The 24,115-nt window shown below is 69.6% G+C and carries 22 protein-coding genes; 9 read left to right on the top strand and 13 right to left on the bottom strand.

What is annotated here, in order from left to right:
* From OG700_RS35035 to OG700_RS35000, 8 genes are all read right to left on the bottom strand, one after another.
* Complete coding sequence (locus tag OG700_RS35035; RefSeq protein ID WP_405620714.1) at positions 1 to 243, bottom strand: hypothetical protein; 243 nt, start codon at positions 241 to 243, stop codon at positions 1 to 3.
* A 29-nt stretch (positions 244 to 272) separates the two neighbouring features.
* Positions 273 to 392, bottom strand: coding sequence for a DUF6893 family small protein (locus OG700_RS35030; protein ID WP_405620712.1), 120 nt, complete (start codon positions 390 to 392; stop codon positions 273 to 275).
* A complete protein-coding gene (locus OG700_RS35025; protein WP_405620710.1) occupies positions 389 to 1,879 on the bottom strand; it encodes a hypothetical protein in 1,491 nt (496 codons plus the stop codon). The genes OG700_RS35030 and OG700_RS35025 overlap by 4 nt, the downstream gene beginning before the upstream one ends.
* Complete coding sequence (locus OG700_RS35020) at positions 1,876 to 2,574, bottom strand: DUF6084 family protein (protein WP_405620708.1); 699 nt, start codon at positions 2,572 to 2,574, stop codon at positions 1,876 to 1,878. Before OG700_RS35020 ends, OG700_RS35025 begins: the two co-directional genes overlap by 4 nt.
* A complete protein-coding gene (locus OG700_RS35015) occupies positions 2,571 to 3,335 on the bottom strand; it encodes a DUF5947 family protein (protein ID WP_405620706.1) in 765 nt (254 codons plus the stop codon). Before OG700_RS35015 ends, OG700_RS35020 begins: the two co-directional genes overlap by 4 nt.
* Positions 3,332 to 4,345: a NifU family protein gene (locus OG700_RS35010; protein WP_405620704.1), complete on the bottom strand. Its 1,014-nt coding sequence runs from the start codon at positions 4,343 to 4,345 to the stop codon at positions 3,332 to 3,334. Before OG700_RS35010 ends, OG700_RS35015 begins: the two co-directional genes overlap by 4 nt.
* A gap of 1 nt (position 4,346) precedes the next feature.
* A complete protein-coding gene (locus tag OG700_RS35005) occupies positions 4,347 to 6,119 on the bottom strand; it encodes a nickel-dependent hydrogenase large subunit (RefSeq protein ID WP_405620702.1) in 1,773 nt (590 codons plus the stop codon).
* Positions 6,120 to 6,237: 118 nt separating this feature from the next.
* Positions 6,238 to 7,293, bottom strand: coding sequence for a hydrogenase expression protein HypE (locus OG700_RS35000; RefSeq protein WP_405620700.1), 1,056 nt, complete (start codon positions 7,291 to 7,293; stop codon positions 6,238 to 6,240).
* 190 nt (positions 7,294 to 7,483) lie between these two features.
* Between OG700_RS35000 and OG700_RS34995 the strand changes: the two genes are divergently transcribed.
* A complete protein-coding gene (locus tag OG700_RS34995; RefSeq protein WP_405620698.1) occupies positions 7,484 to 7,813 on the top strand; it encodes a hydrogenase maturation nickel metallochaperone HypA in 330 nt (109 codons plus the stop codon).
* Between the two features lie 142 nt (positions 7,814 to 7,955).
* Entirely contained in the window at positions 7,956 to 8,612 is a 657-nt protein-coding gene (gene hypB / locus OG700_RS34990) for a hydrogenase nickel incorporation protein HypB (RefSeq protein WP_405620696.1), read from the top strand.
* Positions 8,613 to 8,669: 57 nt separating this feature from the next.
* On the opposite strand, the gene OG700_RS34985 is transcribed toward hypB, so the two are convergent.
* Positions 8,670 to 11,177 (bottom strand): alpha-L-fucosidase, encoded by a 2,508-nt coding sequence (locus tag OG700_RS34985; RefSeq protein ID WP_405620694.1) that lies wholly within the window; start codon positions 11,175 to 11,177, stop codon positions 8,670 to 8,672.
* 383 nt (positions 11,178 to 11,560) lie between these two features.
* On the opposite strand from OG700_RS34985, the gene OG700_RS34980 reads away from it, so the two are divergent.
* From OG700_RS34980 to OG700_RS34965, 4 genes are all read left to right on the top strand, one after another.
* Positions 11,561 to 12,181, top strand: a complete 621-nt coding sequence (locus tag OG700_RS34980) for a hypothetical protein (RefSeq protein WP_405620692.1) — start codon at positions 11,561 to 11,563, stop codon at positions 12,179 to 12,181.
* Between the two features lie 166 nt (positions 12,182 to 12,347).
* Positions 12,348 to 13,190: an SAM-dependent methyltransferase gene (locus OG700_RS34975; protein WP_405620690.1), complete on the top strand. Its 843-nt coding sequence runs from the start codon at positions 12,348 to 12,350 to the stop codon at positions 13,188 to 13,190.
* A 398-nt stretch (positions 13,191 to 13,588) separates the two neighbouring features.
* Complete coding sequence (locus OG700_RS34970; RefSeq protein ID WP_405621376.1) at positions 13,589 to 14,755, top strand: IS701 family transposase; 1,167 nt, start codon at positions 13,589 to 13,591, stop codon at positions 14,753 to 14,755.
* A gap of 289 nt (positions 14,756 to 15,044) precedes the next feature.
* Positions 15,045 to 16,466, top strand: a complete 1,422-nt coding sequence (locus OG700_RS34965; protein ID WP_405608350.1) for an IS1380 family transposase — start codon at positions 15,045 to 15,047, stop codon at positions 16,464 to 16,466.
* A 137-nt stretch (positions 16,467 to 16,603) separates the two neighbouring features.
* Here OG700_RS34965 and OG700_RS34960 read toward each other — a convergent pair whose 3' ends face one another.
* Together OG700_RS34960 and OG700_RS34955 are read right to left on the bottom strand one after the other, a co-directional pair.
* Positions 16,604 to 17,512: a helix-turn-helix domain-containing protein gene (locus tag OG700_RS34960; RefSeq protein ID WP_405620688.1), complete on the bottom strand. Its 909-nt coding sequence runs from the start codon at positions 17,510 to 17,512 to the stop codon at positions 16,604 to 16,606.
* 92 nt (positions 17,513 to 17,604) lie between these two features.
* Complete coding sequence (locus tag OG700_RS34955) at positions 17,605 to 17,832, bottom strand: DUF397 domain-containing protein (protein WP_405620686.1); 228 nt, start codon at positions 17,830 to 17,832, stop codon at positions 17,605 to 17,607.
* A 259-nt stretch (positions 17,833 to 18,091) separates the two neighbouring features.
* Here OG700_RS34955 and OG700_RS34950 point away from each other — a divergent pair, with 259 nt between their 5' ends.
* The 3 genes from OG700_RS34950 (at position 18,092) to secD (ending at position 21,394) form a co-directional block, all read left to right on the top strand.
* Positions 18,092 to 18,352, top strand: a complete 261-nt coding sequence (locus OG700_RS34950; protein WP_405620684.1) for a hypothetical protein — start codon at positions 18,092 to 18,094, stop codon at positions 18,350 to 18,352.
* Between the two features lie 133 nt (positions 18,353 to 18,485).
* Complete coding sequence (locus tag OG700_RS34945) at positions 18,486 to 18,983, top strand: hypothetical protein (protein ID WP_405620682.1); 498 nt, start codon at positions 18,486 to 18,488, stop codon at positions 18,981 to 18,983.
* A gap of 74 nt (positions 18,984 to 19,057) precedes the next feature.
* Positions 19,058 to 21,394 carry a protein translocase subunit SecD gene (secD, locus tag OG700_RS34940; protein WP_405620680.1) on the top strand — a complete coding sequence of 779 codons (2,337 nt, stop codon included), beginning with the start codon at positions 19,058 to 19,060 and terminating at the stop codon, positions 21,392 to 21,394.
* Positions 21,395 to 21,484: 90 nt separating this feature from the next.
* On the opposite strand, the gene OG700_RS34935 is transcribed toward secD, so the two are convergent.
* Positions 21,485 to 22,696, bottom strand: coding sequence for a S8 family peptidase (locus tag OG700_RS34935; RefSeq protein ID WP_405620678.1), 1,212 nt, complete (start codon positions 22,694 to 22,696; stop codon positions 21,485 to 21,487).
* A 478-nt stretch (positions 22,697 to 23,174) separates the two neighbouring features.
* Entirely contained in the window at positions 23,175 to 24,005 is an 831-nt protein-coding gene (locus OG700_RS34930; RefSeq protein ID WP_405620676.1) for an endo alpha-1,4 polygalactosaminidase, read from the bottom strand.
* Between the last annotated feature and the right edge of the window lie 110 nt (positions 24,006 to 24,115).

Here is a 24,115-nt window from a genome sequence, read left to right as displayed (position 1 = left end):
TCAGTTTCCGCCGGACCGGAGGTTCGGCGAGTCCGGGTCGATGGGCTTCCGCGGCTTGACGGAGGTGTCCGACTTCTCGTCGGAGCGACCGGCCGGCCGGTCGACGGGACCGCCGGAGGGCCGGTCGGATCCGGTGTCACGGGACCCCTTCGGGCCACGCTCCTCCTGCGGCTCTTCCTTGTGATGTCCGCGTCCGTCTCCGCGTCCGCGTCCGTGTCCGTGTCCGCGTGTCTTGTCAGTCATCGGTTGCTCTCCTCACTCGTGCGACGCGCTCACATCGAGCGCATACGGACGTACCTGCGAATGTCGGGGATCGAGCGCACGCCCACGGCGACGGCGACGACCGCCACGGCCGCGGCCACACCCGTGGTGATCATTCCGAGGATTCTCACGAGAGGTTCTCCTTCCGGTGTTCCGGTGAATCGGGGGTGCCGGGGATATCGGGCAGGGGTTCGAGCTCGTCCGGGGCGAAGTAGAAATAGCGGCCGTACCAGTCGTGCATGTCGGCCGCCGGGTCGTCGACCAGGACGAGGGCGACATGCACGCCGCCGTCGACGTCCGAGAGCACGGCGGTCACCCGTGCCACCTGGCCGGCGAAGAAGAGATCCTGCGCGTCGGCGCGGCGGGACGGGTGTACGCGGACGAGGCTGCCCTTGGCGACGGCGACCCCGTCGATCACGACGGCGTCCGAGCCGGGCGACACGGCGGCGTCGGCCGCCGGGTCCCACCAGGGCGCGCCGCCGGTGTCGAACGCGGCCGGCTCGGCGTCCCGCAGGTCACCGGGAGGGGCCGCGGCGGCGGCCGGAGCCGTGCCGGCGGCGCCCGGTACCGGGGCGGGGCCGTGCGGGTCGCGGAGCAGCCCGTGGAGTTGCTGGAGATCGCCCGCCGACATCGCGTCGCAGCGGTCGATGATCTCGCGGGCCCGGGGGTCGGTGGCCCGCGCCTCCGTCTTCTCCTGCTCCGTCATGGTCATCACCCGGAGCGTCAGGATCTCGTCGATCTCGGTGGAGTCGAACAGGGCGCCGGGGCTCTGTTCGGCGATCTCCGGGTGGTCGTAGAGGATGATCGGCGCGCCCAGCACGGTGTCCCTGGAGCCCTTCGCCCCGGCCAGGACCGGCCAGCACCTGCGCTGTTCGCACCGGGCGGCGGCGCGGGCCGCCGCCTCGGGTGGCTCGCGCAGGGAGACGAAGTCGGCACCGTGGGCCTGGAGGAGCAGGTGCGTGCCGATGAGGGACGCGCGGATCGCGGCGTCCTTGTCGGTGGCGGTCCCGGTGTGCTCGTTGTCCACCGACACCGAGAGCCGCAGGTAGCCGTCGTCCCGTTCCGTACGGGTACGGATGCGGGCCGCCAGCGGTTCGCGGCGCCGTACGACGCGGCCGACCGTCCTGCCGTGCTCGTCCGTCAGTGGCTCGGTCTCCTCGCCGCCGGGAACCGTGCGCAGCTCGTCGGTCGAACCGGCCTGGCCGACCAACGGGACCGCGCCCAGGTCGACTTCGCACTCGACGGCCTCGTCCCAGCTCAGAACGGACACACCGGCGACGGTGAGTTCACCGACGGCGGTGTGGCTTCCGTCCTCCTCCCGCCGCTGCACCTCGCGCACCTGGAGCTGGAGGAAGCGGAGCCTGACGGTCACCTCGGCGGTCGCCGCCGACGCCTCGTCCGGGTCCGCCAGCAGGGCCTGCATCGCCATGCCGGGCTCCTCGGCGAAGCTGCCCGGCGCGGCGCCGGGCGGGCCGAGCACGCCGAACTGCCAGCGCGACTGGTTCTTGTGGGAGCTGGCGCGGTAGGGGTACAGCAAGTAGCCCTCGTACAGGACCGCGTCGGCGATCGTGCGGACGTGGTCGAGCCCCACGGGCGTGGCGGGCGTCACCGGGGTCATGTGACCACCTCACCGATCTCGTCCGCGGCGGTCCGCGCCCGCGCGTCCGCCAGCAACGTGGTCACCGTCTCGTCCCAGCTGATCAGTCCGCGTCGCTCTCGGTAGTCGGCGAAACGGGCGAGCACGTCGTGATCCAGCCTGATCCAGCCGGAGTTGGGGAAGTGGGACGCGATCATCCGCCGCCACACGGCGACCGGCAGCTGATACCGCGCCTCGCAGTCCCAGGGCACCTGTCGCACCCCGAAGCCCGAACCGCCGCCGCTGCCGCCGCCCTTGGTGAAGACGGTGCCCGAGAAGAGCAGGCTGACGGGCACCGTGCCGTCCCCGAGCGCGTGCAGATAGCGGGAGCCGATGACGTCGAAGTCGTAGGTGCAGGGCAGCGCGAGGTCGACCTCGGTGGAGCCGGTGAAGCCCTGCACGGTCGTGTGGCACTGCATCCACTGGAACGGCCGCAGCGTGTCCGACCAGCGCTCGCGCTCCCCGAACAGGCCCCGCAGGGCTTCCTGTTCGGCCTGGCCGTAGTGGCGGCGCTGCGGTTCGATACGGACCTGGCAGCGCAGCACGATCGCGTGGATCCGCTCGTCCGAGCCGTCCTCGATCCGCAGTCGCGCGGTCAGTTGGGGCGCGGCGGTGTACGGCTCGGCGACGATGTCCCGTACGGAGAACTCCAGGCCGGGGGAGGCCGGGCCGCTCATGAGGAGCCGCCGGCGCCGGAGGAACTGTCCACGGCCGAGGGGGCGTTCCCGGTCGACGGGCCGTGCGTGCCCGCCGGTGCGGGATCCGCGGGCCTGCTGCGGGTCCGGACGTGCTCGAAGAAGTCGTCCATCGCGGTGTGCGCCTCCCGGCCGCCGTCGAAGCCGCGCCACAACGTGCGCAGTCGGCCGACGAGTTCGTAGCACGCGTCGATCGGGACCAGATGGCAGGAGGCGACCGACTCACGCCCGCCAGGGCCGCCCGCCTCGGTGCGGCGTACGAGCAGTGCCTCGACGTCCGGCCGCAGCACGGCCAGCCCGGGGTTGGCCTCGACGATGGTCGCCCAGGCGTCGAGGGGCAGTTCGGACTCGGTGGCCCCGGCCGGACCGGGGTAGAACGCGATGGTGCGGTCCTGCACGGAGTTGCGGAACAGGAAGGCCAGACCCACCGGGATCTGGAGCTCGTCCCAGGTGCGCGCGTCCAGCGGGAGCCCGTCGAAGCGCAGATACCGGTCGGGCACGGCGCGGTAGCGCAGTTGGGCGCCCTCGTCCGTGAACAGCAGATAGCAGGCCCGGCAGCCGCACATCAGACTGCGGCTCTCCAGATTCACCACATGCTGGTGCTCCTCGCCGATCGGCGCGGCGCACATCTCGCAGCGCTCGCCGGCGACCGGCCCTGGACGGCTGCGGCTGACCCGCAGCAGCGCGGCGACCGGGGACGCGGCACGGCCCGTGGGCACCGTACGCCCCTGGGGCGCGCTCATGTCGCGACCACGGGCGAGGCCGGTACGGCAACCGGGACCGGTACGGCGACCGAGACCGACGCGCCGTCCGCCAGCAGCGGCAGCGGGTCCAGATGCGCTCCGTCGGCCTCCGGATCGAGGCAGGCCCCGGCGCGCCGCACGTCGTAGTGCGCGCGGCAGGCGGAACAGCGCAGCACCCCGTCACCCGAGCCACCGCCCAGCCGCCGGGCCAAGGTGGCACCCTCCAGGGGGCGTTCGCACCGGGCGCAGCGGTCGCGGAAGGCGAACAGGTCGGGGCCGATCCGGCAGGCCACCACCGGCAGCCCGCCGGCCTTCAGGCGCGCGACGGCGCCGGACTCCAGGGCGAGCAGCGCCGGGACCGGCTCCCAGGTCGCGCCCGTGCCGCCGTCGCCCTCGCCGCTGAGGGGGTCCGCGTCGTGCAGCCGGGAGAACAGGGCGTCCACCGGCACCAGCGGGCCCGCGGCCTCGGCCGCCGTCTCCTCGGCGGCCTCGACCTCGATCGAGGTGATCTCCGGTGCCGCCGCCTCCACCGCGCCCTGTACGGCGAGCGTGAGGGTGGCTGAGGACGACGGGCAGCCGTCACAACTGCCCAACAGCCGCAGCCGTACGGCCCCTTCGTCCGTGACGCCCAGCAACTCCACGTCGCCGCCGTGCGAGCCGAGATACGGCCGCACACTCTCCAGCGCGTTCTCGACCCGGGTGGCCACGCTGTACGGGTGCAGTCCGTGCACCAGCAGCACACTGGCCACCAGGTCGTCCTCGGCGAGGGCGGCCAGCAACTCGTCGTCCAGCCGCCCTTGTTCGTGGACGAGGTCGAGGAGGCGCTCCAGGCCGGCGCCGTAGAAGTCGGTGACGAGCCGCACCAGTTCCTCGCTGCGCTCGCGTGCCACCACACCGCCGGCCGCGCTGGCGGTGATCAGGGTGTCGATACGCTCCCCGGTCGCCCGCCACTGCTCGGACCCCGGGGGCTCATCGGCGGGCCGCTCCGCCGTGTCGCGGACCTCGGCCATGTCACTCACTGCCCGCGGACTGCGTGGGCGAGTGCAGCAGCTCCAGCTTCTTGCCCTCACCGAGATACATGTGCACGCCGCAGGGCAGACAGGGGTCGAAGCTGCGGACCGTACGCATGATGTCGATGCCCTTGAAGTTCTCCCGGTCGTTCTCCTCGAAGATCGGCTGACCCTGCACCGCGTCCTCGTAGGGTCCCGGCGTCCCGTAGGTGTCGCGCGGGCTCGCGTTCCACGGGGTCGGCGGGTACGGGTGGTAGTTGGCGATCTTGCCGTCCTTGATCACCATGTGATGCGAGAGCACGCCGCGTACGGCCTCGGTGAAGCCGCAGCCGACGGCCTCCTCCGGGACCTCGAACTTCTCCCAGGTCTTGGTGCGCCCGGCCCGGATCTCCACGAGCGCCTTCTCGGCGAAGTGCAGCGCGCAGGCCGCCGCGTACGCCTGGAAGTAGGTGCGCGCCCGGTTGCGCTCGATGGTGTTGCTCCAGCGCGGGACGTGCCACTCCAGCTCGACCGGGCCCTTGAGCGCGGTCTTGGGGAGGTTGATCTTCACGCTGTTGCCGGTGGCCTGGATGTAGCCGATGTCGACGAGACCGGCCAGCGCGGTCACCCACAGCCGGGCGAGCGGTCCGCCGCCGGTGTCGAGCGCGAGGTAGTCCTTGCCGTCGAACCAGCGCGGCGACATGACCCAGCTGTACTTGTCGCCCAGGTCGCGCTTCTGCGGCTGCGGGTTGGTGTGCTGGTTCCACGGGTGCCGCTTGTCGACCGGGTTGCCGAGCGGGTCGTGGGTCACGAACATCTCCTGCTCGTCCCAGTCGTTGTAGTACGACGAGCCGAGCAGGATGCGGATGCCGAGGTTGATCTTCACCAGGTCGGTGGTGACGAGCTTGCCGTCCACGACGACGCCGGGGGTCACGTACATCTTCCGACCCCAGTCGGTCATGTCCTTGTACTCGAAGTTGCAGTGCTCCGGGTCCTGGAAGGAGCCCCAGCAGCCGAGCAGGATACGGCGGTTGCCGACCTGTTCGTAGCCGGGCAGCGCCTCGTAGAAGAAGTCGAAGAGGTCGTCGTGCATGGGCACGACCTTCTTCATGAACTCCACGTAGCGCTGGAGGCGGGTGATGTAGTCCGTCATGAGCTGGATGGTCGCCACCGTGCCCACCCCGCCGGGGTAGAGCGTGGAGGGGTGCACGTGCCGGCCCTCCATGAGGCAGAACATCTCCCGTGTCATGCGGCTGACCTGGAGGGCCTCGCGGTAGAACTCGCCGGTGAAGGGGTTCAGCGAGCGCATGATGTCGCCGATGGTCTTGTACCCGTGGTCCTCGGCGTGCGGCGACGGCGTGCGGTTGGCCTGTTCGAGTACGCCGGGATTGGTCTCGGCGACCATTTTCTCGCAGTAGTCGACCCCGACCAGATTCTCCTGGAAGATATTGTGGTCGAACATGTACTCGGCGGCCTCGCCGAGATTCACGATCCACTCACCCAGATGCGGCGGCTTCACGCCGTACGCCATGTTCTGCGCGTAACAGGAACAGGTGGCGTGGTTGTCACCGCAGATTCCGCAGATCCGGCTGGTGATGAAGTGGGCGTCGCGCGGGTCCTTGCCCTTCATGAAGACCGAATAGCCGCGGAAGATCGAGCTGGTGCTGTGGCACTCGGCGACGACCTTCTGCTTGAAATCGATCTTCGTGTAGATACCCAGACTCCCGACGATTCGGGTGATGGGATCCCACGCCATCTCCACCAGTTCGTCTTTACCCTGGCTCGTCGCCGTCATGGGTCCGCCTCTTCTTTCCGTTGCGCATTGTCTGGAGCGATGAGTTGCTGGAACGGTGAGTTGCCAGATGAGTGCCCCATCGGCCGGTGGATCTCGGGCCGATGGGGCATTCGCCGGATTACCAGGTGCGGGTGGCTCCGGTGGTGAGTTCCTTGCCGCGTCTACGCCATTTCGGCTCGCGGTCGAGCGTATGTGTGGTGATGTGGCGCAGGCGCCGCATCGTCGACCCGTACACTCCGACGGCGTTCGTGGAGAGCTTCCCGCCCGGCGGCTCGTCCATGAACGGCATGAATTTGTCCGGGAATCCGGGCATGGTGCAGCCGATACAGATGCCGCCGACGTTGGGGCAGCCGCCGATGCCGTTCATCCAGCCGCGCTTGGGCACGTTGCACTTCACCGTGGGACCCCAGCAGCCGAGCTTCACGATGCACTTGGGCGAGCCGTACTCGGTCGCGAAGTCACCCTGCTCGTAGTAGCCGGCCCGGTCGCAGCCCTCGTGCACGGTCTGGCCGAACAGCCAGGTCGGACGCAGCGCGTCGTCGAGGGGGATCATCGGGGCCTGGTCGGTGGCCATGTAGAGCAGGTAGGTGAGCGTCTCCGAGAGGTTGTCCGGCTGGATGGGGCAGCCGGGGACGCACACGATGGGGATCCCGGCCTTGGACTTCCAGTCCCAGCCCAGGTAGTCGGGCACACCCATGGCGCCGGTGGGGTTGCCCGCCATGGCGTGGATGCCGCCGTACGTGGCGCAGGTGCCGACCGCGACGACCGCCGTGGCCTTGGGCGTCAGCCGGTCGAGCCATTCGCTGGTGGTCATCGGCTGTCCGGTCGCGGGGTCGTTGCCGAAGCCCGACCAGTAACCCTCGTTGTGCAGCTTCTCGTTGGGGATCGAGCCTTCGACGACCAGGACGAAAGGCTCCAGTTCCCCGCGGTCCGCCTTGAAGAACCACTCCAGGAAGTCGTCGGCGCCGCCGTTGGGTCCGCACTCGAAATCAATCAGCGGCCAGTGCACGGCGATCTGCGGAAGGCCGGGCAGCGCACCGAGTGCGATCTCCTCGATGCTGGGCTGGGTCGCGGCGGTCAGGGCGACCGAATCCCCGTCACAGCTCAGTCCGGCATTGATCCAGAGAACGTGAATCAGCGTGTCCTCGGCTTTTTTCGCCGCTTCTGTCGGCATAGCACCGCTGCCTTCCGGGATTGCCCCACCCGATACCCATGGATGTCATGGGTGTGGCGTCGATCACATTGCTACCATCTAGGATCCGGCAGAGTGTTCTGTCAACACGAGTTTCGCCCGGGCGGCTCCCCTTTTCCGCCCGGGCGAGTCTGCGCCAATTGGGTGACGCGCGGGGAAGGCTGGACCGTCGATGCATGAATTGTCGATCACTCAGAGCATTGTCGACGCGGTATGCGAGCGCGCCGCGGGAAGGCCGGTACACGCCGTCAGTGTCCGGGTGGGAACGCTGACCGCGGTGGTCCCCGATTCCATGCGGTTCTGCTTCGATCTGACCACCGCGGGCACGGTCGCGGAGGGCGCGTCGCTGGAGATCGAACAACCTCCGGGGACGGCGCACTGTCGGGCGTGTTCGCGGGACTTCACCCTGGCCGATCTTGTATTGCTGTGTCCGTGCGGGAGCGCCGACGTGCGGATCACGTCGGGACAGGAACTACAGATCATCTCCATGAGAGTGGGCTGACCTTATGTGCGGTACGTGCGGTTGCTCCGGCGGAAGCGAAGGGGGCGGCGGGACGCGCGTCGCCGTACCCCCCGCGCCTCCGCACGCCGACGATCACGATCACGGCCATCGCCACGATCACGACCACGACCACGACCACCGCGTGAGCCTCGGTGGCGAGACCATCACCCTCGAACAGCGGGTCCTCGCCAAGAACGAGGACCTGGCCGCCCGCAACCGCGCCTGGCTCGCCGAACAGGGCATCGTGGCGGTCAACATGATGAGCTCGCCCGGCGCCGGCAAGACCACCCTCCTCGAACGCACCATCCGCGACTTCGTCGGCCACCGCCCGGTCGCGGTCATCGAGGGCGACCAGGAGACGATGCTCGACGCCGACCGGATCAGGCGGGCGGGCAGCGCCGTCGTCCAGGTCAACACCGGCGCGGGATGCCACCTCGACGCGGAGATGATGCGGGACGCGCTCACGACCCTGACACCGGGGACCGGATCCCTCGTACTGGTCGAGAACGTGGGCAATCTGGTCTGCCCCGCCCTCTTCGACCTCGGGGAGCGCAGCCGGGTCGTGATCATCTCGGTCACCGAGGGCACGGACAAGCCGCTCAAGTACCCCTACATGTTCGCCGCCGCTGACCTGGTGATCATCAACAAGATCGACCTGCTGCCGTACGTCGACTTCGACGTGGCCCGCTGCGAGGAGTACGCCCGCTCGGTCAACCCGGGTGTGCGGGTGCTGACCCTGTCGGCGACCACCGGCGAGGGAATGCGGAGCTGGTACGACTGGGTGGCCGAGCAGTACTGAGCCGTACGGTACGGGGCCGGGGTCGCCGCGAGCCTGCGGCGACCCCGGCCCCGGCGGTCACCGGGCCCTGACGGCGACCTCGGTCAGGGACAGCGGATCCGTCGAGGAGGCCAGCTGGACGCGTACGTAACGGCCCTTCGCCCCGTCGAGTGCGACGGCGGTCGGGCGTTGCGCCTGGTCCTTGCGGTGGACGGCGGTCACCCCCGGTGCGGAGCGCGCCTCCTCCAGCGAGTCGGCCGTGAACGGGGTGTCGGAGACGAGCACCCAGTAGTCGGCGAGGCGTTCAGCGCAGCAGTCGGTGCGGTTGAAGATCTCGACGGTGTCGATGCCGCGGGACCGCTCAAGATCGACCTGCCACCACGCCTGGTTCGAGGGTTCCGCGGTGTGGGTCGTGGTGTTGTCGCGCAGATAGTCCCCCGCTGTGTCGCCGTCGACGGCGCGGCTCGCGACCCCGTCCCAGGCCGTGCTCGACTGGGTCGCCGTCCTGCCGCGCGCCACGTTGGGCAGCACGGCCTCGGTCTCGTCGGTGATGTCCAGGACGCGTCGTCCGGCACCGGTCACGACGGCCGTGAGCGCGGCCGGGCCGGTCGCGGCCTGTGCCGGCACCGACAGCGGGAGGGTGGCGGTGTGGGTGCGGCCCGTGGCCAGGGGGCCGAACCTCTCTCCCCCGCCCGTGGTCCACCCGCGCGGGGCCCGCAGCGCGAGCGTGCCGCGCGCCGTGCCGTGGCCGAGGTTGGTGACATGGACCGGGATGTCCGTGACAGTGCCGGTCGTGACCTGGTCCGGCGCCTGGGACCAGGAAACGATGCTGCCGGTGGGTGCGACGAGCACCCCGTCGAGGCGCAGCCCGAGGTCTTCTCCGGCGTGTTCCGGCCGTGCGAGGGTGAGCGTGACGGGGGTGACCCTGCCGGGCCGTACGGGGAAGGGGCCGACGGCCTCGCGGGTCAGCTTCTCGCCCGTCACCAGGCGGGACCGCTCCCCGACCTGGAGGCGGTAGAGCGCGTCGGGGCGGGCCTGTCCCCGTACGGCCAGGGACAGTTGCCCGGCGCGGCCGGCGGTGATGTACCCGGTGTGGCGCACGGTCGTCCGCCGGGTGCTGGGGTAACTGCCCTCGTCGGCGTAGCTGTAGCCGTTCTCGAAGTCCCCCGCGCCCAGGACGGCGGCGCCGTTGCCGCCGGTGTCGTCGAGGCCGAGGGAGACGGTGTTCGCCGGGATGATCCGGAGTTCGCCGCCGATTTCGACCCTGACCACGGGCAGTACCGGGTCGGCCGTCGTGTCGGGCAGCGTGACGACGAGGTCGTCCCCGTCCCAGCGCCAGTCGAGCTGTTCCGCCGCTCCGTCCTCGCGCACCTGCCGTACGGAGGTGGCCAGGCCGGGCAGGCGCAGTTCACCGGACTCCGGCCGGTCGGTGACGTGCAGGAACAGGTCGCGGCCGTTGACCGTCACCTCGCCCCACGGCTGCCCGCCGAAGCGGGTGGCGGACGCGTCGAGCACGGCGTCGGGGTGGCGTCGGAGCCAGTCGCCCATCCCGCGCAGGACGTCGGCCTCGAACTCGACCACCGAACCGTCGCCGCGCGGGCCGATGTTGAGCAGATAGTTGCCGCCACGGGCCCGTACGCCGGTGAGTCCGACGACGAGGTCCCGGATCTTGCCGGGCAGGTCGTCACGTACCTGCCAGCTGCGGTAGCCCCAGGTGGCGTGGTAGATCGACGCGGGTGTCTGCCAGGCGCCGTCGAGCGCGACGGAGGGGATCTCGTTGTCGCCGAGCGTACGGAAGTCGCCCTCGTTGTTCCACACCCGGCTGTTGACCGCCGCCTTCGGCTGGAGTTCGCGGACGATGCCGGCGAACTCCTCGCTCTGTGTGCCGGTGGGCGACGACATGTCGAACCACACCTCGGCGATGTCACCGTAGTTGGTCATCAGTTCGCGGATCTGCGCCTTGATCACGGGTTCCATCGAGGCGGGGATCGGGTTGTTGTTGCCGCCGTCGAAGTCATGGCCCTGGTGCCAGTCCACGAGGGAGAAGTAGAAGCCGAACTTCAGTCCCTGGCTTCGGCATTCGTCGGCGAGCGCCTTCATGGGGTCCTTGCCGTAGGGCGTCGCGTCCGTCACGTCGTAGTCGGTGGTGGCGGTGTCGAACATGGAAAAGCCGTCGTGGTGCTTGCTGGTGATGACGACGTAGCGCATGCCCGCCCGCTTGGCGAGCGAGCAGATCTCGGCGGGGTCGAAGCGGTCCGGCCGGAAGCGGGCGGCGACGTCCAGATACTCCTCCTCGGAGATGTCGGCCCACATCTGGATCTGTTCGCTGTACCCGGAGGTGACCGGCTCGCCCTTCCACACGCCGCCCAGCTCGGAGAAGAGGCCCCAGTGGATGAACATCCCGAACTGGAGCCGCTGCCAGGCCGCGAGGTCCTTGTCCGCACTGAGATCGATCGCGCCCGGTATGCCGCGGACCGGTGGTCCGCCGGGCCGGTCGGCCGTGGTGGCGACCGCCGCGGGAGGGCTCGTCGCCACTGCCCCGACGGCGAGCAGCAACGCGAGCATGAGGCCGATCACCTTGCGCATTCCGACACTCCTTCGCGAGCGGTCCGGTGGAGACATCCGACCCTGAAGCCTCAATTGGGCACTTTGTGGCCCGACTTGGCCGACGACTGGGTCAACACATCGGATGTTAGAGGCGAGTTGGCCTGACGTCACCCCCTCCGACACCACCCCTCCGGCACCGTCCCTCCGACACCGCTCCTTCGACACCGTCCGCCCGGATCGCCGCCGACACCCCGCACGAAAGAAGCGTGCGGAATTCGAATTGAGTTGCGAATTCGAGAGCGAAAAATACCCGCCGGCACGCCTTTGAAAATCTGACTTTGCACGAGAGGTCATTCACCGTAGCCGTGGAGTGACACACGGTACGGTCGTTACAGCTCCAAGTAAGGGGCCCGCCCCGGGGAATGGATACCAGCCAGACTCCGGGGTGCGAAGCGATCAAAAGCGGAGAGCCGATGCTTGACCTATTTCGCCGAGAGTGGACAAATCCGCCCTCCGGGCAATTGCACGATATCAGCGCGGTCAGTATTTCCGCAGCGATTACCGATACGGAGACCGTCGACCTGCCCACGGATCAGCACAGCCTCCTCGGCCTCGCCGCCTTCGTACAACTGCACCGCCTTCACTACCTGGAATACGCGCGGGCCCGGCTGGTCGACGAGTCCGCGAGCCGGGCCGCCGTCGAGGCGACCATCGCCGCCGTCACCGGCCGGTGGAGCGACTTCCTGCAGAACGCGCGCCCCGCGGCGGACGCGTGGCAGCAGTTGCGCGCGCAGATCCGGACCGCGAGCGGCGGCGCCGACGCCGGCGCGCCGGATCCGGCCGTCGAGCTGCTGTACGGCGCCCTGCCCCCGGACACGGCGGACACCGCTGTGCTGCGATGGCGGCTGGCCATGACCCCCGAGGCCATCGCCGATCTGATGGGCACCGACCCTCCGGCGGTCGCCGCTTGTCTGCTGACCGTCCGGCGGCACTTTTCCGCCGCGACACTCCAACAACTGGAGCAACAACCTTCCCGTCCGTGACACAGCTGCCACCCCCGCGCGTGAACGGCCGTCCGCCGAGCGCCGTGTTCGCGCCATCGTTCGCCGTCATCACCCTCCCAAGTGGTGGTGCGCCCAGGGCCACCCTCCTAGGATGGGCTCGCATTCCCTGGCGAGATCGGGGCTCGAACCGGGAGGGGTCTGTCCGTTGGCGGACAACAGGCGTGTCGATTTATCCGTTCCCAGTGCGGCGCGAATGTACGACTGGCTGCTGGGCGGCCACTACAACTACGAAGTCGACCAGAGAGCGTCCGAGCAACTTCTGAAGGTCGCACCGACCACGAAGGAGCTGGCGCGGAACAATCGCTGGTTCCTGGAACGCGTGGTGCGCGTCATGGCCGCGGAGCACGGAATTCGGCAATTCGTCGATTTCGGATCCGGTCTGCCGACGCAGAACAACGTTCACCAGATCGCGCAGGCGGTCGATGCCCGCTCACGTGTCGTCTATGTCGACGACGACCCCGTGGTGCTCGCGCACGGTCAGGCGATCTTCGACGAGAACGACCAGAGCGTGGTCATCGCGTCGGACATGCTGGAGACCGAATACATCGTGGAGCACGCCGACTTCAAACGTCTCATCGACCTTGATCAGCCGGTCGGCGTCCTGTTCAACTCCGTGCTGCACTGCATTCCCGACGCCGCCGGGCCGGGCGACCTCGTCACCCGCGTCGTGGATCTTCTGGGCCCCGGCAGCTTCGTGGTGATCTGCCAACTGGTCAGTGATGACGCCGAGTTGCGCCGGCAGGTGACGGAGATGATGCTGGAACAGACCCACGGCCGGTGGGGCCGGGTGCGCGAACCGGCAGAGGTGGACCGGTACTTCGACGGTCTCCTGATCCAGGAACCCGGGCTGGTCGACGTCACGGACTGGCGTCCGGACTCGGAGCTCCAGCGACGGCAGCGCAGTATCGAGTGGACGGAGTACGGCGGTCTGGCCGAGGTGCCACCGAGTCGCCGGGGCGCGGTTCCCAGGGGCAAGACGCCCCCCTAGGGCCTCTCGTTTGGATCTTGCCGGGCTCGCGGTCCCTGGCACCGCGCCTCGCCGCGTTGACGGCGGAAGGGCAGGCACGGCTCCCGCCATGCCTCCCTCCTCCGCCTCGCGATCCACGGCACCAGACCCCGCTCCCTCATCCGGCCCGATCCAAACGAAAGACCCTAGGGCATGTTGCGAAAGTCCCGCCTGGCCGACGACGCCTGGCACGCGCACTCGCCGCGTTGTCGGAATCATCCAAGTACGCCCAGTACGAGAACGATCCTCCGCCTTGCGATCGCACGCACCAGACGCCGTCGACCCCGCCCTTCGGGCGGACGGCGCTACTTTCGCAACACGCCCTAGTACTGCAACCGCGTTTGCAGTGACGACGTGACGTCGTGGTCGTTGTGCTTGTCATGGGTGGGGACCTCGAAATCGGTGACGTGCGGCGGTGGGCGGTGGGGCTGGAAGAGGTGCACGAGCGGTTTGTGCACCGTTTTCAGCGTTCGGAGCCCCGCGAGTCGGCGCTGGCTTACATGCGCGGGTTGGTGTCGTCGCTGGAGCGGAAGAACGCGTGGACGGTCGCTGAGCGCGCGGGGCATGACCGGCCGGACCGTTTGCAGAGGCTGCTCAATACGTGTGACTGGGATGCCGACGAAGTCCGCGACGATGTGCGGGAGTTCGTGATGGAACATCTCGGTGACCGGCAGGCGATCCTGGTCGTGGACGACACCGGGTTCTTGAAGAAGGGGGTCCGCTCGGCCGGTGTCCAGCGCCAGTACACGGGCACGGCGGGCCGGATCGAGAACAGCCAGGTCGGCACGTTCCTGGCCTACGCCACCGAGGTCGGCCACACGCTGATCGACCGGGAGCTGTACCTGCCCGCGTCCTGGACCGAGGACCGGGACCGCTGCCGCACCGCGGCGATCCCCGACGAGGTCACCTTCGCCACGAAGATCGAGCACGCCAAGGCCATGATCGAACGGACCCTCGCAGCCCGGGTGCCGTTCGCGTGGCTGACGGCCGACGAGGCATATGGGCAGGTCAAGGGGTTGCGCTACTGGCTGGAACAGCGTGGGGTGTTCCACGTGCTGGCCACCCGTCGGACCGACACTGTCGTAACCGCCTCCCGCATGGACCATGTCGTGGAGGAACTGGTGGCGGGCCTGCCCCGACAGGCATGGAAACGCCGCTCGTGCGGGTCGGGCGCCCACGGCGAGCGGGTCTACGACTGGGCCCGGGCACCGATCCGGCCCTGGCGTGAGGAGGGCGTCGAGCACTGGGTTCTGGCCCGTCGCAGCGTCACCGATCCCACCGGGATCGCCTACTACGTGTGCTTCGCACCCGAGGGCACCACCTTGAACACACTGCTGGTGGTGGCCGGCCGCCGGTGGACGATCGAGGAATGCTTCCAGACCGCGAAGAACGAGTGCGGCCTGGACCACTACCAGGTCCGCAAGTACCACGCCTGGTATCGGCACATCACGCTGGCCATGGCGGCCCACGCCTACCTGGCAACGGTCCGTGCGCAGGAGCTGAAAAAGGGGGCTCACGATCCGCTGACCAGTACCTTGTCCCACTGAGCCTGCCCGAAATCCGCCGCCTGACCGCCCACCTCACCGCACGCCTCCTGCCCTCACTCGCCCAGGTCCTGCACTGGTCCCACTGGCGGCGACGAGCACAGCACCGAGCACGCGTCAGCCACTACAAACGACGAGGCCACAGCCCGTGACTAAACCATCGTCACAGCAAACACGGTTGCAGTACTAGCCTCGCCGTTTCAGTTGGCGTGCGACCAGTTGCTGGCCGTGAACGCGAAAGTGCCTTCCGAGCTGGGACGATGAACCTTGTCGAGGGGTTCTGTCGGTCCAGGTGGAAGGCACTTTCTGCGTGCAGGGTATCGGTTCGCGTCCCAGGCTTCATGTCTCTGCTGACGGGGCGGGGGTGATCGGTCATGCCGGGGCACGGCTGCTGGCTGATCTCGCCGATGTCACCGGACTGACCAGCGCGTACTCCACCGCGCTCGGACCGCTCCGGCCACGCGGTACTGGTCATGACCCGGGCCGGATCGCGACCGACCTCGCGGTGATGGTGGCTGCCGGCGGCGAGACCATCACGGATCTGGCCGTCCTGCGCGACCAGCGCGAGGTGTTCGGCCCCATCGCCTCGACACCGACTGCCTGGCGGGTGCTGGCCGCCGTCGATGAACGCGTACTGGGCCGCCTGCGCTCAGCCCGGGCTCAGGCTCGGGAAGTGGCCTGGCTCCAGGCATCCGAGACCCGCTGCGGCATACCGGCGGCGAAAGCCGGCGGGCGGGAAGTGCCCGGACTGGTCCTGGACATCGACGCCACGCTGATCACCTGCCACTCGGAGAAGGTCCAGGCCGCACCCACCTACAAAGGCGGCTTCGGCTTCCACCCCCTGCTGTGTTTCCTGGCCAACACCGGCGAGGCCATGTCCGGGCGCCTCCGGCCCGGAAACTCCGGAGCCAACACGGCCGCGGATCACATCGCGGTTCTGGACGACGCTCTCGCGCAGATCCCCGACGCCCACCGGCACGGCACCGACATCCTGATCCGCACCGACAGCGCCGGATCCGCGAAAGCGTTCCTCAGCCACATCCGAGACCTGCGAACACGCGGAATCCGCACCTTCTTCTCAGTCGGATACGCGGTCACCGAACCAGTCCGCCGCGCGATCCGGGCCCTGCCCGAGCAGGTCTGGCACCCCGCCCTGGACCAGGACGGCACCCTCCGCGAGTCCGCCGAGGTCGCCGAACTGACCGGCATGACCGACCTTGCCGGCTACCCGGACGGCACCCGCATCATCGTCCGCCGCGAACATCCCCACCCCGGAGCCCAGCTCTCACTCTTCGACCAGGACGAAGGCATGCGGCACCAGGTCTTTCTCACCGACACCCCGTTCACCTCCGGCTCCGCCCAGTTCCTGGAGGTCCGCCACCGCCAGCACGCCACCGTCGAAGACCACATCCGGTGCGGCAAGACCACCGGCTTCGGCCGCTTCCCCTCCCGCCGCTTCGGCGTCAACGCCGCCTGGCTCGAACTCAGCCTCGCGGCGATCGACCTCCTTGCCTGGACCCGCACCCTCCTCCTGGACGGCGAACTCGCCACGGCCGAACCCAAGAAACTCCGATACCGGCTCCTGCACGTCGCCGCCAGAATCACCCGGGGCAGCCGCCGCCTCCGCCTCCGGATATCGGCGACCTGGCCCTGGCGACACGAGCTCACGGCCGCATTCCACCGACTGGCCGCACTACCCCGCCCCGCCGGCTGACCCACCACCCCCGCCCACCTCAACCCAAGGACCTCGGAGAACCCGACCCCGCGTCGGGCCCTCACCATGCCCACCGGCCGACCCAGCCTCAAACAACCTCGCTCAGCCGCCCAGCAACCCCAACTGAAACGGCGAGGCTAGGCCTCGTACCGCTTGATGGCGTCCAGCAGTATGGCCCGGCTGTGCCGCCAGGTGGCGGCCGCTTCGTGGCTGAGGCGCAGCATCAGCTCCACGCGCCGCTCCACATCGTCCGGCTTGACGTAGTACGTCGCGTCGTCGTCCCCCTCGACGTACACCATGGCGGGTGGCCCGAGGGGGCCGAAGCGCAGGTGTGCCATGGAGCCGTGGTTGGAGACGACGCTGCTGGTCAGCGGTACGAACTGGATGGTGACGCCGGGCCGGTCGCTGTAGTCCAGGAGTTTGCGCAACTGCTCGGCCATGATCCGCCGGCTGCCGACCTGGCGGAGCAGGACGGACTGGTCGAGCAGGAAGACCCCTTTGGGCGGGTCCGGCTGGTCGAAGAACCGGCGCTGCCGCTCCCCCCGCAGTTCGACGCGCTGCTCCACCTGGTCGCCCTCACCGACGCGGAGGCCGTCGCTGATGATCTGCCGCGCGTACGCGGCGGTCTGGAGGAGGCCGGGCGCGATCCGTGCCTCGTAGGCGCAGAAGTACACGGCCTCCGACTCCAGCGCGATCAGCCGCTGCATCCAGGAGGCCGCGTAGTCCGAGTAGCGGTCGAACCACTCCGGTTCCACCGCGCGGCGGGCGAGGCTCTTCAGATCGGCGCGCCCGGCGGGCGTCGCCCCGTACTTGCCGGCGAGCATGTCGACGTCGCGCGCATCCGGCGGGCTCTCCGCCCGCTCCAGCCGACTCACCTTGGAAACGGACGCGTTGATCAATCGCGCGGCGGCGGTCACGGTGATTCCGTGCGCCTCGCGCATTGCGCGCAGTTCCGCGCCGAGCACGATTCCGGCCGCGGTCGGATTCAGGCTCGATGGACGAACGGGGCCGGAGAGCGGGACCGGGCTATCTGGTGGATGGGACACGCGTGCTCCGTTCATGAATAAGCGTGGCTCATCATGGCACGGCGAAAGCTCGCATGTCCCACGGAACTGGTATTCAAACCAGACCAGTTGAACTACAGCGCGTCGAACTCGCCTTTCCGCGCGCCGTCCAGGAAGGCGTCCATCTCAAGCGCCTCGAAGATCAGCGCCGGCCCGTCGGGATCGGTCGAGTTGCGCATCGCCACCTTGCCGCCGGGCAGGGCCGCCAGTTCCACGCACTGACCGTTGGCCGTACTTTTCGCGCTCTTGATCCAGTCCGCCGTGATGGACCCCGCGGAGACACCGTTGCGATAGCCGTCCATACGCTTCTCCCTAGCTGTGTGTTCGACAATCCGACTTCCCGCCGACCCCCCGCCCACCGGGAGGCGTCACCGCGGACAGGGAGGCCGCGCAATCCCGTCATGCAATTGCACGGGCGGGAACACGGCGATACTAGACCGGGACACTCGAACGGAGCTGTCCCCCTGAAGAGTGATCGCGCGGGAGTGTCGGGCTCGACATCAGCCCACAGAAACACATTCGATTACAGCGGCCGGTACACCCTCACCCTCAGGAGCGGACATGACCACCGAGCAGGAAGCCCACGACGCCATCCATCACGCCTTCGGCGACAGCGCGCACGCCGAGGTGACCACCTTCCCGGCGGGCAACGTGTCGATCACACTCACCAAGGGTGAGCACGCGGCGACCATCGACGGGCATCCGGAGAGCGGCTGGGGCTGGACCGTCGACCCCGGCGACGACGACGGATTCAGCGGGCACGAGAACACCGCCGACACCCTCGACGAAGCGCTCGCCGACGTGCGCGCCGCCCTCATCTGACCCAGGTGCCGGCCCGGTCCGGATTCCGGGCCGGCACCCGACCGGCGCGGGCGACGGGTACCTTGAGACAGTGACTGTCCAGGCACGGAAGCCGCGCGATGACCGCGCGAGGCCGGCGCCGGCGAACTCACGGGTGCGACGGACCGCTTGGGGTGTCCGGCAGCGTGCCGCGGGGGTGCTGTCGGCGCTGCTCCTCGGCGTCCTCACCCTCGTCTCACCCGCTCCGGCGTCGGCGCTCGGCGCCACGGGCACGGGCGCCGCGGCGGCCGTACCCGCCCAGCGGGCACTCTCCCCGCACGCCGACCGGCCGACGCACTCCGAGCGGTCCCGCGACTTCCGGCGGGACTCCCCCCGCGCCGCCCACACCTCCGCGGGAGCGCCGACCCGGCCGGCGGCCACCGGTGTCTGGACACCCGAGCGCACACAGCACCACCCGGCGCAGCCCGACACGGGCGCCCTGCCGCTCCTCGCGGGACTTCCCGTCCCGCACGCCGTCGTGGAGTGCGGCCCCCGTCCCGGCGTCGGCGCACCGACGGCCGGACCCTCGGGCCTGCCCGACGTCCGCGGTCCTCCCTCCGGGAGCAGTCATCCGCACTGTCCCGTTTCCGCGCCGGTGCACCGCCCTCGGTAGAGGTGGGCGGGCCTGAGGTCAGGCCCGATTCCCCCGTGGGGCGGCGCGTTCCGGTGCCCTCCCGGAGGATTTCCATGACTCGCGCCACCACGGTGCGGGCAGTTCTGGCCGCGGCCGTCCTGCTCGTATCGCTCTTCGTCACGCTCACCATGAGCCCCAGACTCGGGCTCGATCTGCAAGGCGGCACCCGGCTGGTGCTCCAGGCCCGCGACTCCGCGACCGCGACCGCGGACCGGGAGAGCACCGACCGTACGGTGGAGGTTCTGCGTCAGCGGATCGACTCCCTGGGCGTTTCGGAGCCGACCGTCACACGCTCCGGCGAGAACCGTGTCCTCGTCGAACTTCCCGATGTCACCGATCCGCGCGAGGCCGCGGAGGTGCTGGGCCGGACCGCCCAACTGTCCTTCCACCCCGTCAACGGTCTCGCCGACGACAGCGCCGCCGACGCTCCCGGCCCGGACCGGCCGGAGTCCGAAAAGTCCGGGGAACTGGTGCTCCCCGACGAGAGCGGGCGCGAACTGAGGCTCGGCACCTCCGAGCTGTCGGGCGCCGGGGTGAAGGAAGCCCGCGCGGAATTCGACGGGCAGCAGGGAGCCGGCTGGTTCGTCTCCCTCGACTTCCGTGACGACGCGTCCCGCGCGTGGACACGGCTGACCGCGGACGCCGCCTGCCATCCGCCCCAGGACGAGCGGCGCCGGGTCGCGATCGTGCTGGACGACCAGGTGATCTCGGCGCCGCAGGTGAGCCCTTCGGTGGCCTGCGGGGCCGGACTGCCGTCCGGTACGACCCAGATCAGCGGGTCCTTCTCGGCCGATGAGGCCAAGAATCTGGCGCTGCTGATCAATGGCGGGGCGCTGCCCGTACCGGTCGACGTCGTCGAGCAGCGCACCGTGGGTCCGACGCTGGGTGCCGAGGCGATCAGCGCCAGCACGCGGGCCGCGGTGATCGGCGCCGGCCTGACCGCCCTGTTCATCACCTTCGTGTACCGCCTCTTCGGTGGCCTCGCCTCGCTGGCCCTGGCCGGGTACGCGCTGATCTCGTACGCCGCCCTGGTCGCCCTCGGTGTCACGCTGACGCTTCCCGGGCTGGCCGGCTTCGTGCTCGCCATCGGTATGGCCGTCGACGCCAATGTGCTGGCCTTCGAGCGGGCGCGGGAGGAGTACGCGGGCCGTTGCGGCCGCACCCTGCGCTCCGCTCTGGGCGCCGGGTTCCGAAACGCCCGCAGCGCGGTCATCGACTCCAACGTGACGACGCTGCTCGCCGCCGGCCTCCTGTTCACCCTTGGATCGGGGCCGGTGAAGGGGTTCGGCGTCACGCTCGCCATCGGCGTACTCGTATCGATGTTCTCCGCCCTGGTCATCGCGCGGACACTGACCGAAATAGCCACAGGATCCCGCTTTGTCAGTGATTTCCCGAAGGTCAACGGAATCGGTCTGCCGGGCCGCGTCCGTACGTATCTGGCCCGCCGCGCCCCTCAGCTGTTCCGCAGGTCGCGGCGGTGGCTGGTGGTCTCCGCGGCGGTGCTGGCCGTCGCCGTGCTGGGGGTCGTGCTGCGCGGGGTGAATCTCGGCGTGGAGTTCACCGGCGGGCGGCTCATGGAGTACGCGACGAGCCGGCCGGTCGACGTCGACACGGCTCGCACGGCGCTGGCCGACGCGGGCTTCGCGGACACCGAGGTCACCACGGCGGGCGAGCGGGAGCTGTCGGTGCGCACCGGCGACACGGGCGAGCCGGCCGAAGCCGCCATCCGGAGCGCGCTGAGCGAGGAGGGCGGACCGACGACGAAGGTGCGGGACGACCTGATCGGGCCCAGTCTCGGGGACGAGCTGAGGCGCCATGCGCTGATCGCGCTCGCGATCGCCGTCGCGGCCCAACTCCTGTATCTGGCGGTGCGGTTCCGGTGGTCGTTCGCGGTGGCGTCGGTGACCGCGATGGTGCACGACGTGGTGATCCTCGTCGGGGTGTTCGCCTGGCTGGGCCGCCCCGTCGACGGGATCTTCCTGGCCGCGCTGCTCACCGTCATCGGCTACTCGGTCAACGACTCGGTGGTGGTCTTCGACCGGGTGCGTGAGCTGTGGGCGAAGAGGCCCGGCAGTCCCCTGTTGCCGGCCGCGCGAACCGCCGTACTGCAGACGGTGCCCAGAACGGTGAACACGGGTACGGGCGCGCTGTTCATCCTCACCGCCCTGGCGGTGCTCGGCGGGGACTCGCTCCGGGACTTCGCGCTGGCCCTGCTCATCGGTATCTGTGTGGGCACGTACTCCTCCGTGTTCACGGCCGTGCCGGTCGCGCTCGCGATGGAGGCGCGCGGCAAGGGAAGTCCGCCGGCGCGGAAGCGCCGTGGTGGCGGAGGCCGTACGGAGCCGCTGCCGAGGCGCGGTCGGGCGGCCGACAACGGGGCACGGGTGTGACGCGGGTCGGGGACCCGGGCGTGGGAGGCGTTCCCACGCCCGGATCCCCGGCCGTCGCGCGTCGTGCGTCGTGCGTCGTGCGGTGGTCCCTTACGGGACGATCTTGAGCAGCTTGTTCGGGGAGCCGGCTCCGGCGCCCGTGATGACGTTGGGCGTCGCGCCGTTCACCAGCGCGGTGGCGACGGCCGCCGGACTGGCGCCCGGGTGGTTCGTCAGATAGATCGCAGCCGCGCCCGAGACGTGCGGCGCCGCGAAGGAGGTTCCGTTGCCGGTGTAGGTGGCGCTGTCGGAGGTGTTCCAGCCGGCCGTGATGTCGGAGCCCGGCGCGAAGATGTCCACGGTGGGGCCGTAGTTGGAGTACGTGGCCTTCGCGTCGGTGCGGGTGGTGGCGCCGACGGTGACGGCGGTGGCCACCCGTGCGGGTGAGTAGTTGGACGCGAGCGCGCCCGAGTTGCCGGCCGCGATGGAGTACGTGACGCCGGACGCGATCGATCTGCGCACCGCGTCGTCCAGGGTGGTGCTGGCCCCGCCGCCGAGCGACACGTTCGCCACGGAGGAGGCGACATGGTTGGCGGTGATCCAGTCGACACCCGCGATGACCCCGGCAGTCGTACCGGAACCGTTGTTGCCGAGGACGCGCACGGCGACGATCTTCGCCTTCTTCGCCGCGCCGTAGGTGGTGCCGGCGACGGTCGTGGCGACGTGCGTGCCGTGACCGTAGCCGTCCTGGGCGATGGCGTCGTTGTCGACGAAGTCCCAGCCGTACGAGGCCCGGCCGCTGATCTCCTGGTGGGTGATGCGCACGCCGGTGTCGAGGACGTAGACGGTGGTGTCACCGCCCGCCGAGTCCGGGTAGGTGTACGTGCCGCTCAGCGGGAGGTTGGCCTGGTCGACGCGGTCCAGACCCCAGGGGGCGTTGGTCTGGGTGGCGGTCGAGTGGACCTTCTGGTCCTGCTCGACCGTCGCGACCGCCGGGTCCGCGGCGAGCCGCTTGGCCTCGGCGACGCCCAGTGTGGCGGCGTAGCCGTTGAGCGCCGAGGTGTAGGTGCGCGTGATCCGGCCGCCGTAACCGGATATCAGCTCCCTTCCCTGGGCTGTCGACGCCTTGAGTCCGGCGGTCGGCTTCAGGGTGACGAGGTAGCTTCCGGGCACCGCCCCGGCTGCCCCGGCGTGCAGGATCCTGCCTTCCGCCGGGGCGGCCTGGGCGGGTGCGGCGAGGCCCGCGCCGAGTACCGCCGCCAGGGTCGCCGCGGTGGTGATCGCCACGGTGATCCGCCGCTTGGTGTTACGCACTGCTTCCATCGAGAGGGTCCTCCTCGAACGGTGGCGCGCCGGATTGGCACGCGCCCAGTGGGGTGCGGCGTACGGGGTCGTACGCCGCACCACGACGATGACCTGGGGCGTTCGGGCGGAACAAGCGATTCCCGGTTGATGTCATGGTCGCGACATGGAATTGACACTCCGTCAACTCCCCGCCACACAGAGGCAACACGCCCGTCGCGGGATCTTGGGCGGATACGGCTCCGCCACTCATGGTTTGCGTTAAGTCAGTCGATTGACCCGTCAATTGATCTCGGATTGACTGCGCGGACCGCAGCGACCGGCAGAGGGACCACAGGTATCCCCCCGCACCTTCCCCGTCCGACGACCCGACCGCAGGATCCGGCCCGAGGGCAACACCCAGTTACGACGCCGAGGCCACGGAGCGGCACTGGGCGGCCCTGCTCGACCTGTTCGGCCGAACACTCTGACGGCACGTCAAGAGTGTGGCGAGGGGCGGTCAGAGGTCGGAGCAGGTCTGGCGGATGTGGCCGTCGCCGCCGGCGGGCCGGACGTCGATGTCGCGGCGGACGATGCTGAGCCGGTCCCGCCGGCCCGCGCACGCGGTCGCGAGCCCCTTGGACGTGTACTCGATGACGATCACGTTGTCACCGAAGTACTCGGTGAAGGCGTCGCACTCCTCGTACTGCCCGCACTCCTCGACGACGGCGAAGTCGAGCCCGGTGTCGTCACGGAACTCGGCGAGATCGGCGGTGTTCTTCTGGCCGATCGCCAGGCCCTTGTCGTGCGCGTGCCGCGAGAGCAGGGTGATGAAGGCCCTGGCGGCGGAGGTGCCGAACCGGCCCCGACTCCGCTCGTAACTGTCGTAGTTGTCGGGCTCGACCGCCTGGAAGCCGCCGCTCGCGCAACCGTCGATCCAGCCGTTCACCTTGTCCGCGATCCGGTCCCGCTTGGCGGGAGTGCCGATGTCGAGGATGGCCTCGTCCCACTCCTCGTCGATGATGACGTCGCCGTTGGCGTCCCGGAGCAGCAGATCGGGCGCCCACTCGTCCAGTTCGTCGGGCTGGACCTGGAAGGCGTTGACGTAGCAGATGTTGTACAGCCCGGCCGCCGGGGAGTCCTCACGGTCGCGGCTGACCACACTCACCCCGGCGGGCGGCGGGTACCCGCCGCCGATCTGGTAGTCGAACCCTGCGTGGGCCGGGGGAAGGGGTGCGGCGGCGGCCGAGGCACCCACGGGGGACGAGGCGAGGAAGGGGGTGGTCAACGCTGCGGCGAGGGCCGCGACCGCGGTGAGGAACCGGCGGGAACGGGCACGTTCGATGCTCACTGTCGAGCTCCGGAGAGATGGAGGGTACGTCCCCGCCTCGGACCCTGGAGCGGTCCTGGCGACTCAGTCCGGGCTTGCGGGCCGCGGGCGGCCCGTCCACCGGCTAGGCG

Origin of the sequence: Streptomyces sp. NBC_01508, assembly GCF_045040315.1 — a bacterium.
Lineage (GTDB): Bacteria > Actinomycetota > Actinomycetes > Streptomycetales > Streptomycetaceae > Streptomyces.
This window is presented reverse-complemented; position numbering and strand designations above follow the sequence as displayed.

Coding starts and splice junctions, on each gene's coding strand:
- OG700_RS35010 (WP_405620704.1), bottom strand. CDS start 4,345: ATGGCCGAGGTCCGCGACACGGCGGAGCGGCCCGCCGATGAGCCCCCG.
- OG700_RS35025 (WP_405620710.1), bottom strand. CDS start 1,879: ATGACCCCGGTGACGCCCGCCACGCCCGTGGGGCTCGACCACGTCCGC.
- OG700_RS34995 (WP_405620698.1), top strand. CDS start 7,484: ATGCATGAATTGTCGATCACTCAGAGCATTGTCGACGCGGTATGCGAG.
- OG700_RS34980 (WP_405620692.1), top strand. CDS start 11,561: ATGGATACCAGCCAGACTCCGGGGTGCGAAGCGATCAAAAGCGGAGAG.
- OG700_RS35035 (WP_405620714.1), bottom strand. CDS start 243: ATGACTGACAAGACACGCGGACACGGACACGGACGCGGACGCGGAGAC.
- OG700_RS35005 (WP_405620702.1), bottom strand. CDS start 6,119: ATGACGGCGACGAGCCAGGGTAAAGACGAACTGGTGGAGATGGCGTGG.
- secD (WP_405620680.1), top strand. CDS start 19,058: ATGACTCGCGCCACCACGGTGCGGGCAGTTCTGGCCGCGGCCGTCCTG.
- OG700_RS34950 (WP_405620684.1), top strand. CDS start 18,092: ATGACCACCGAGCAGGAAGCCCACGACGCCATCCATCACGCCTTCGGC.
- OG700_RS35000 (WP_405620700.1), bottom strand. CDS start 7,293: ATGCCGACAGAAGCGGCGAAAAAAGCCGAGGACACGCTGATTCACGTT.
- OG700_RS34955 (WP_405620686.1), bottom strand. CDS start 17,832: ATGGACGGCTATCGCAACGGTGTCTCCGCGGGGTCCATCACGGCGGAC.
- OG700_RS35015 (WP_405620706.1), bottom strand. CDS start 3,335: ATGAGCGCGCCCCAGGGGCGTACGGTGCCCACGGGCCGTGCCGCGTCC.
- OG700_RS34985 (WP_405620694.1), bottom strand. CDS start 11,177: ATGCGCAAGGTGATCGGCCTCATGCTCGCGTTGCTGCTCGCCGTCGGG.
- OG700_RS34935 (WP_405620678.1), bottom strand. CDS start 22,696: ATGGAAGCAGTGCGTAACACCAAGCGGCGGATCACCGTGGCGATCACC.
- OG700_RS35020 (WP_405620708.1), bottom strand. CDS start 2,574: ATGAGCGGCCCGGCCTCCCCCGGCCTGGAGTTCTCCGTACGGGACATC.
- OG700_RS34970 (WP_405621376.1), top strand. CDS start 13,589: ATGGGTGGGGACCTCGAAATCGGTGACGTGCGGCGGTGGGCGGTGGGG.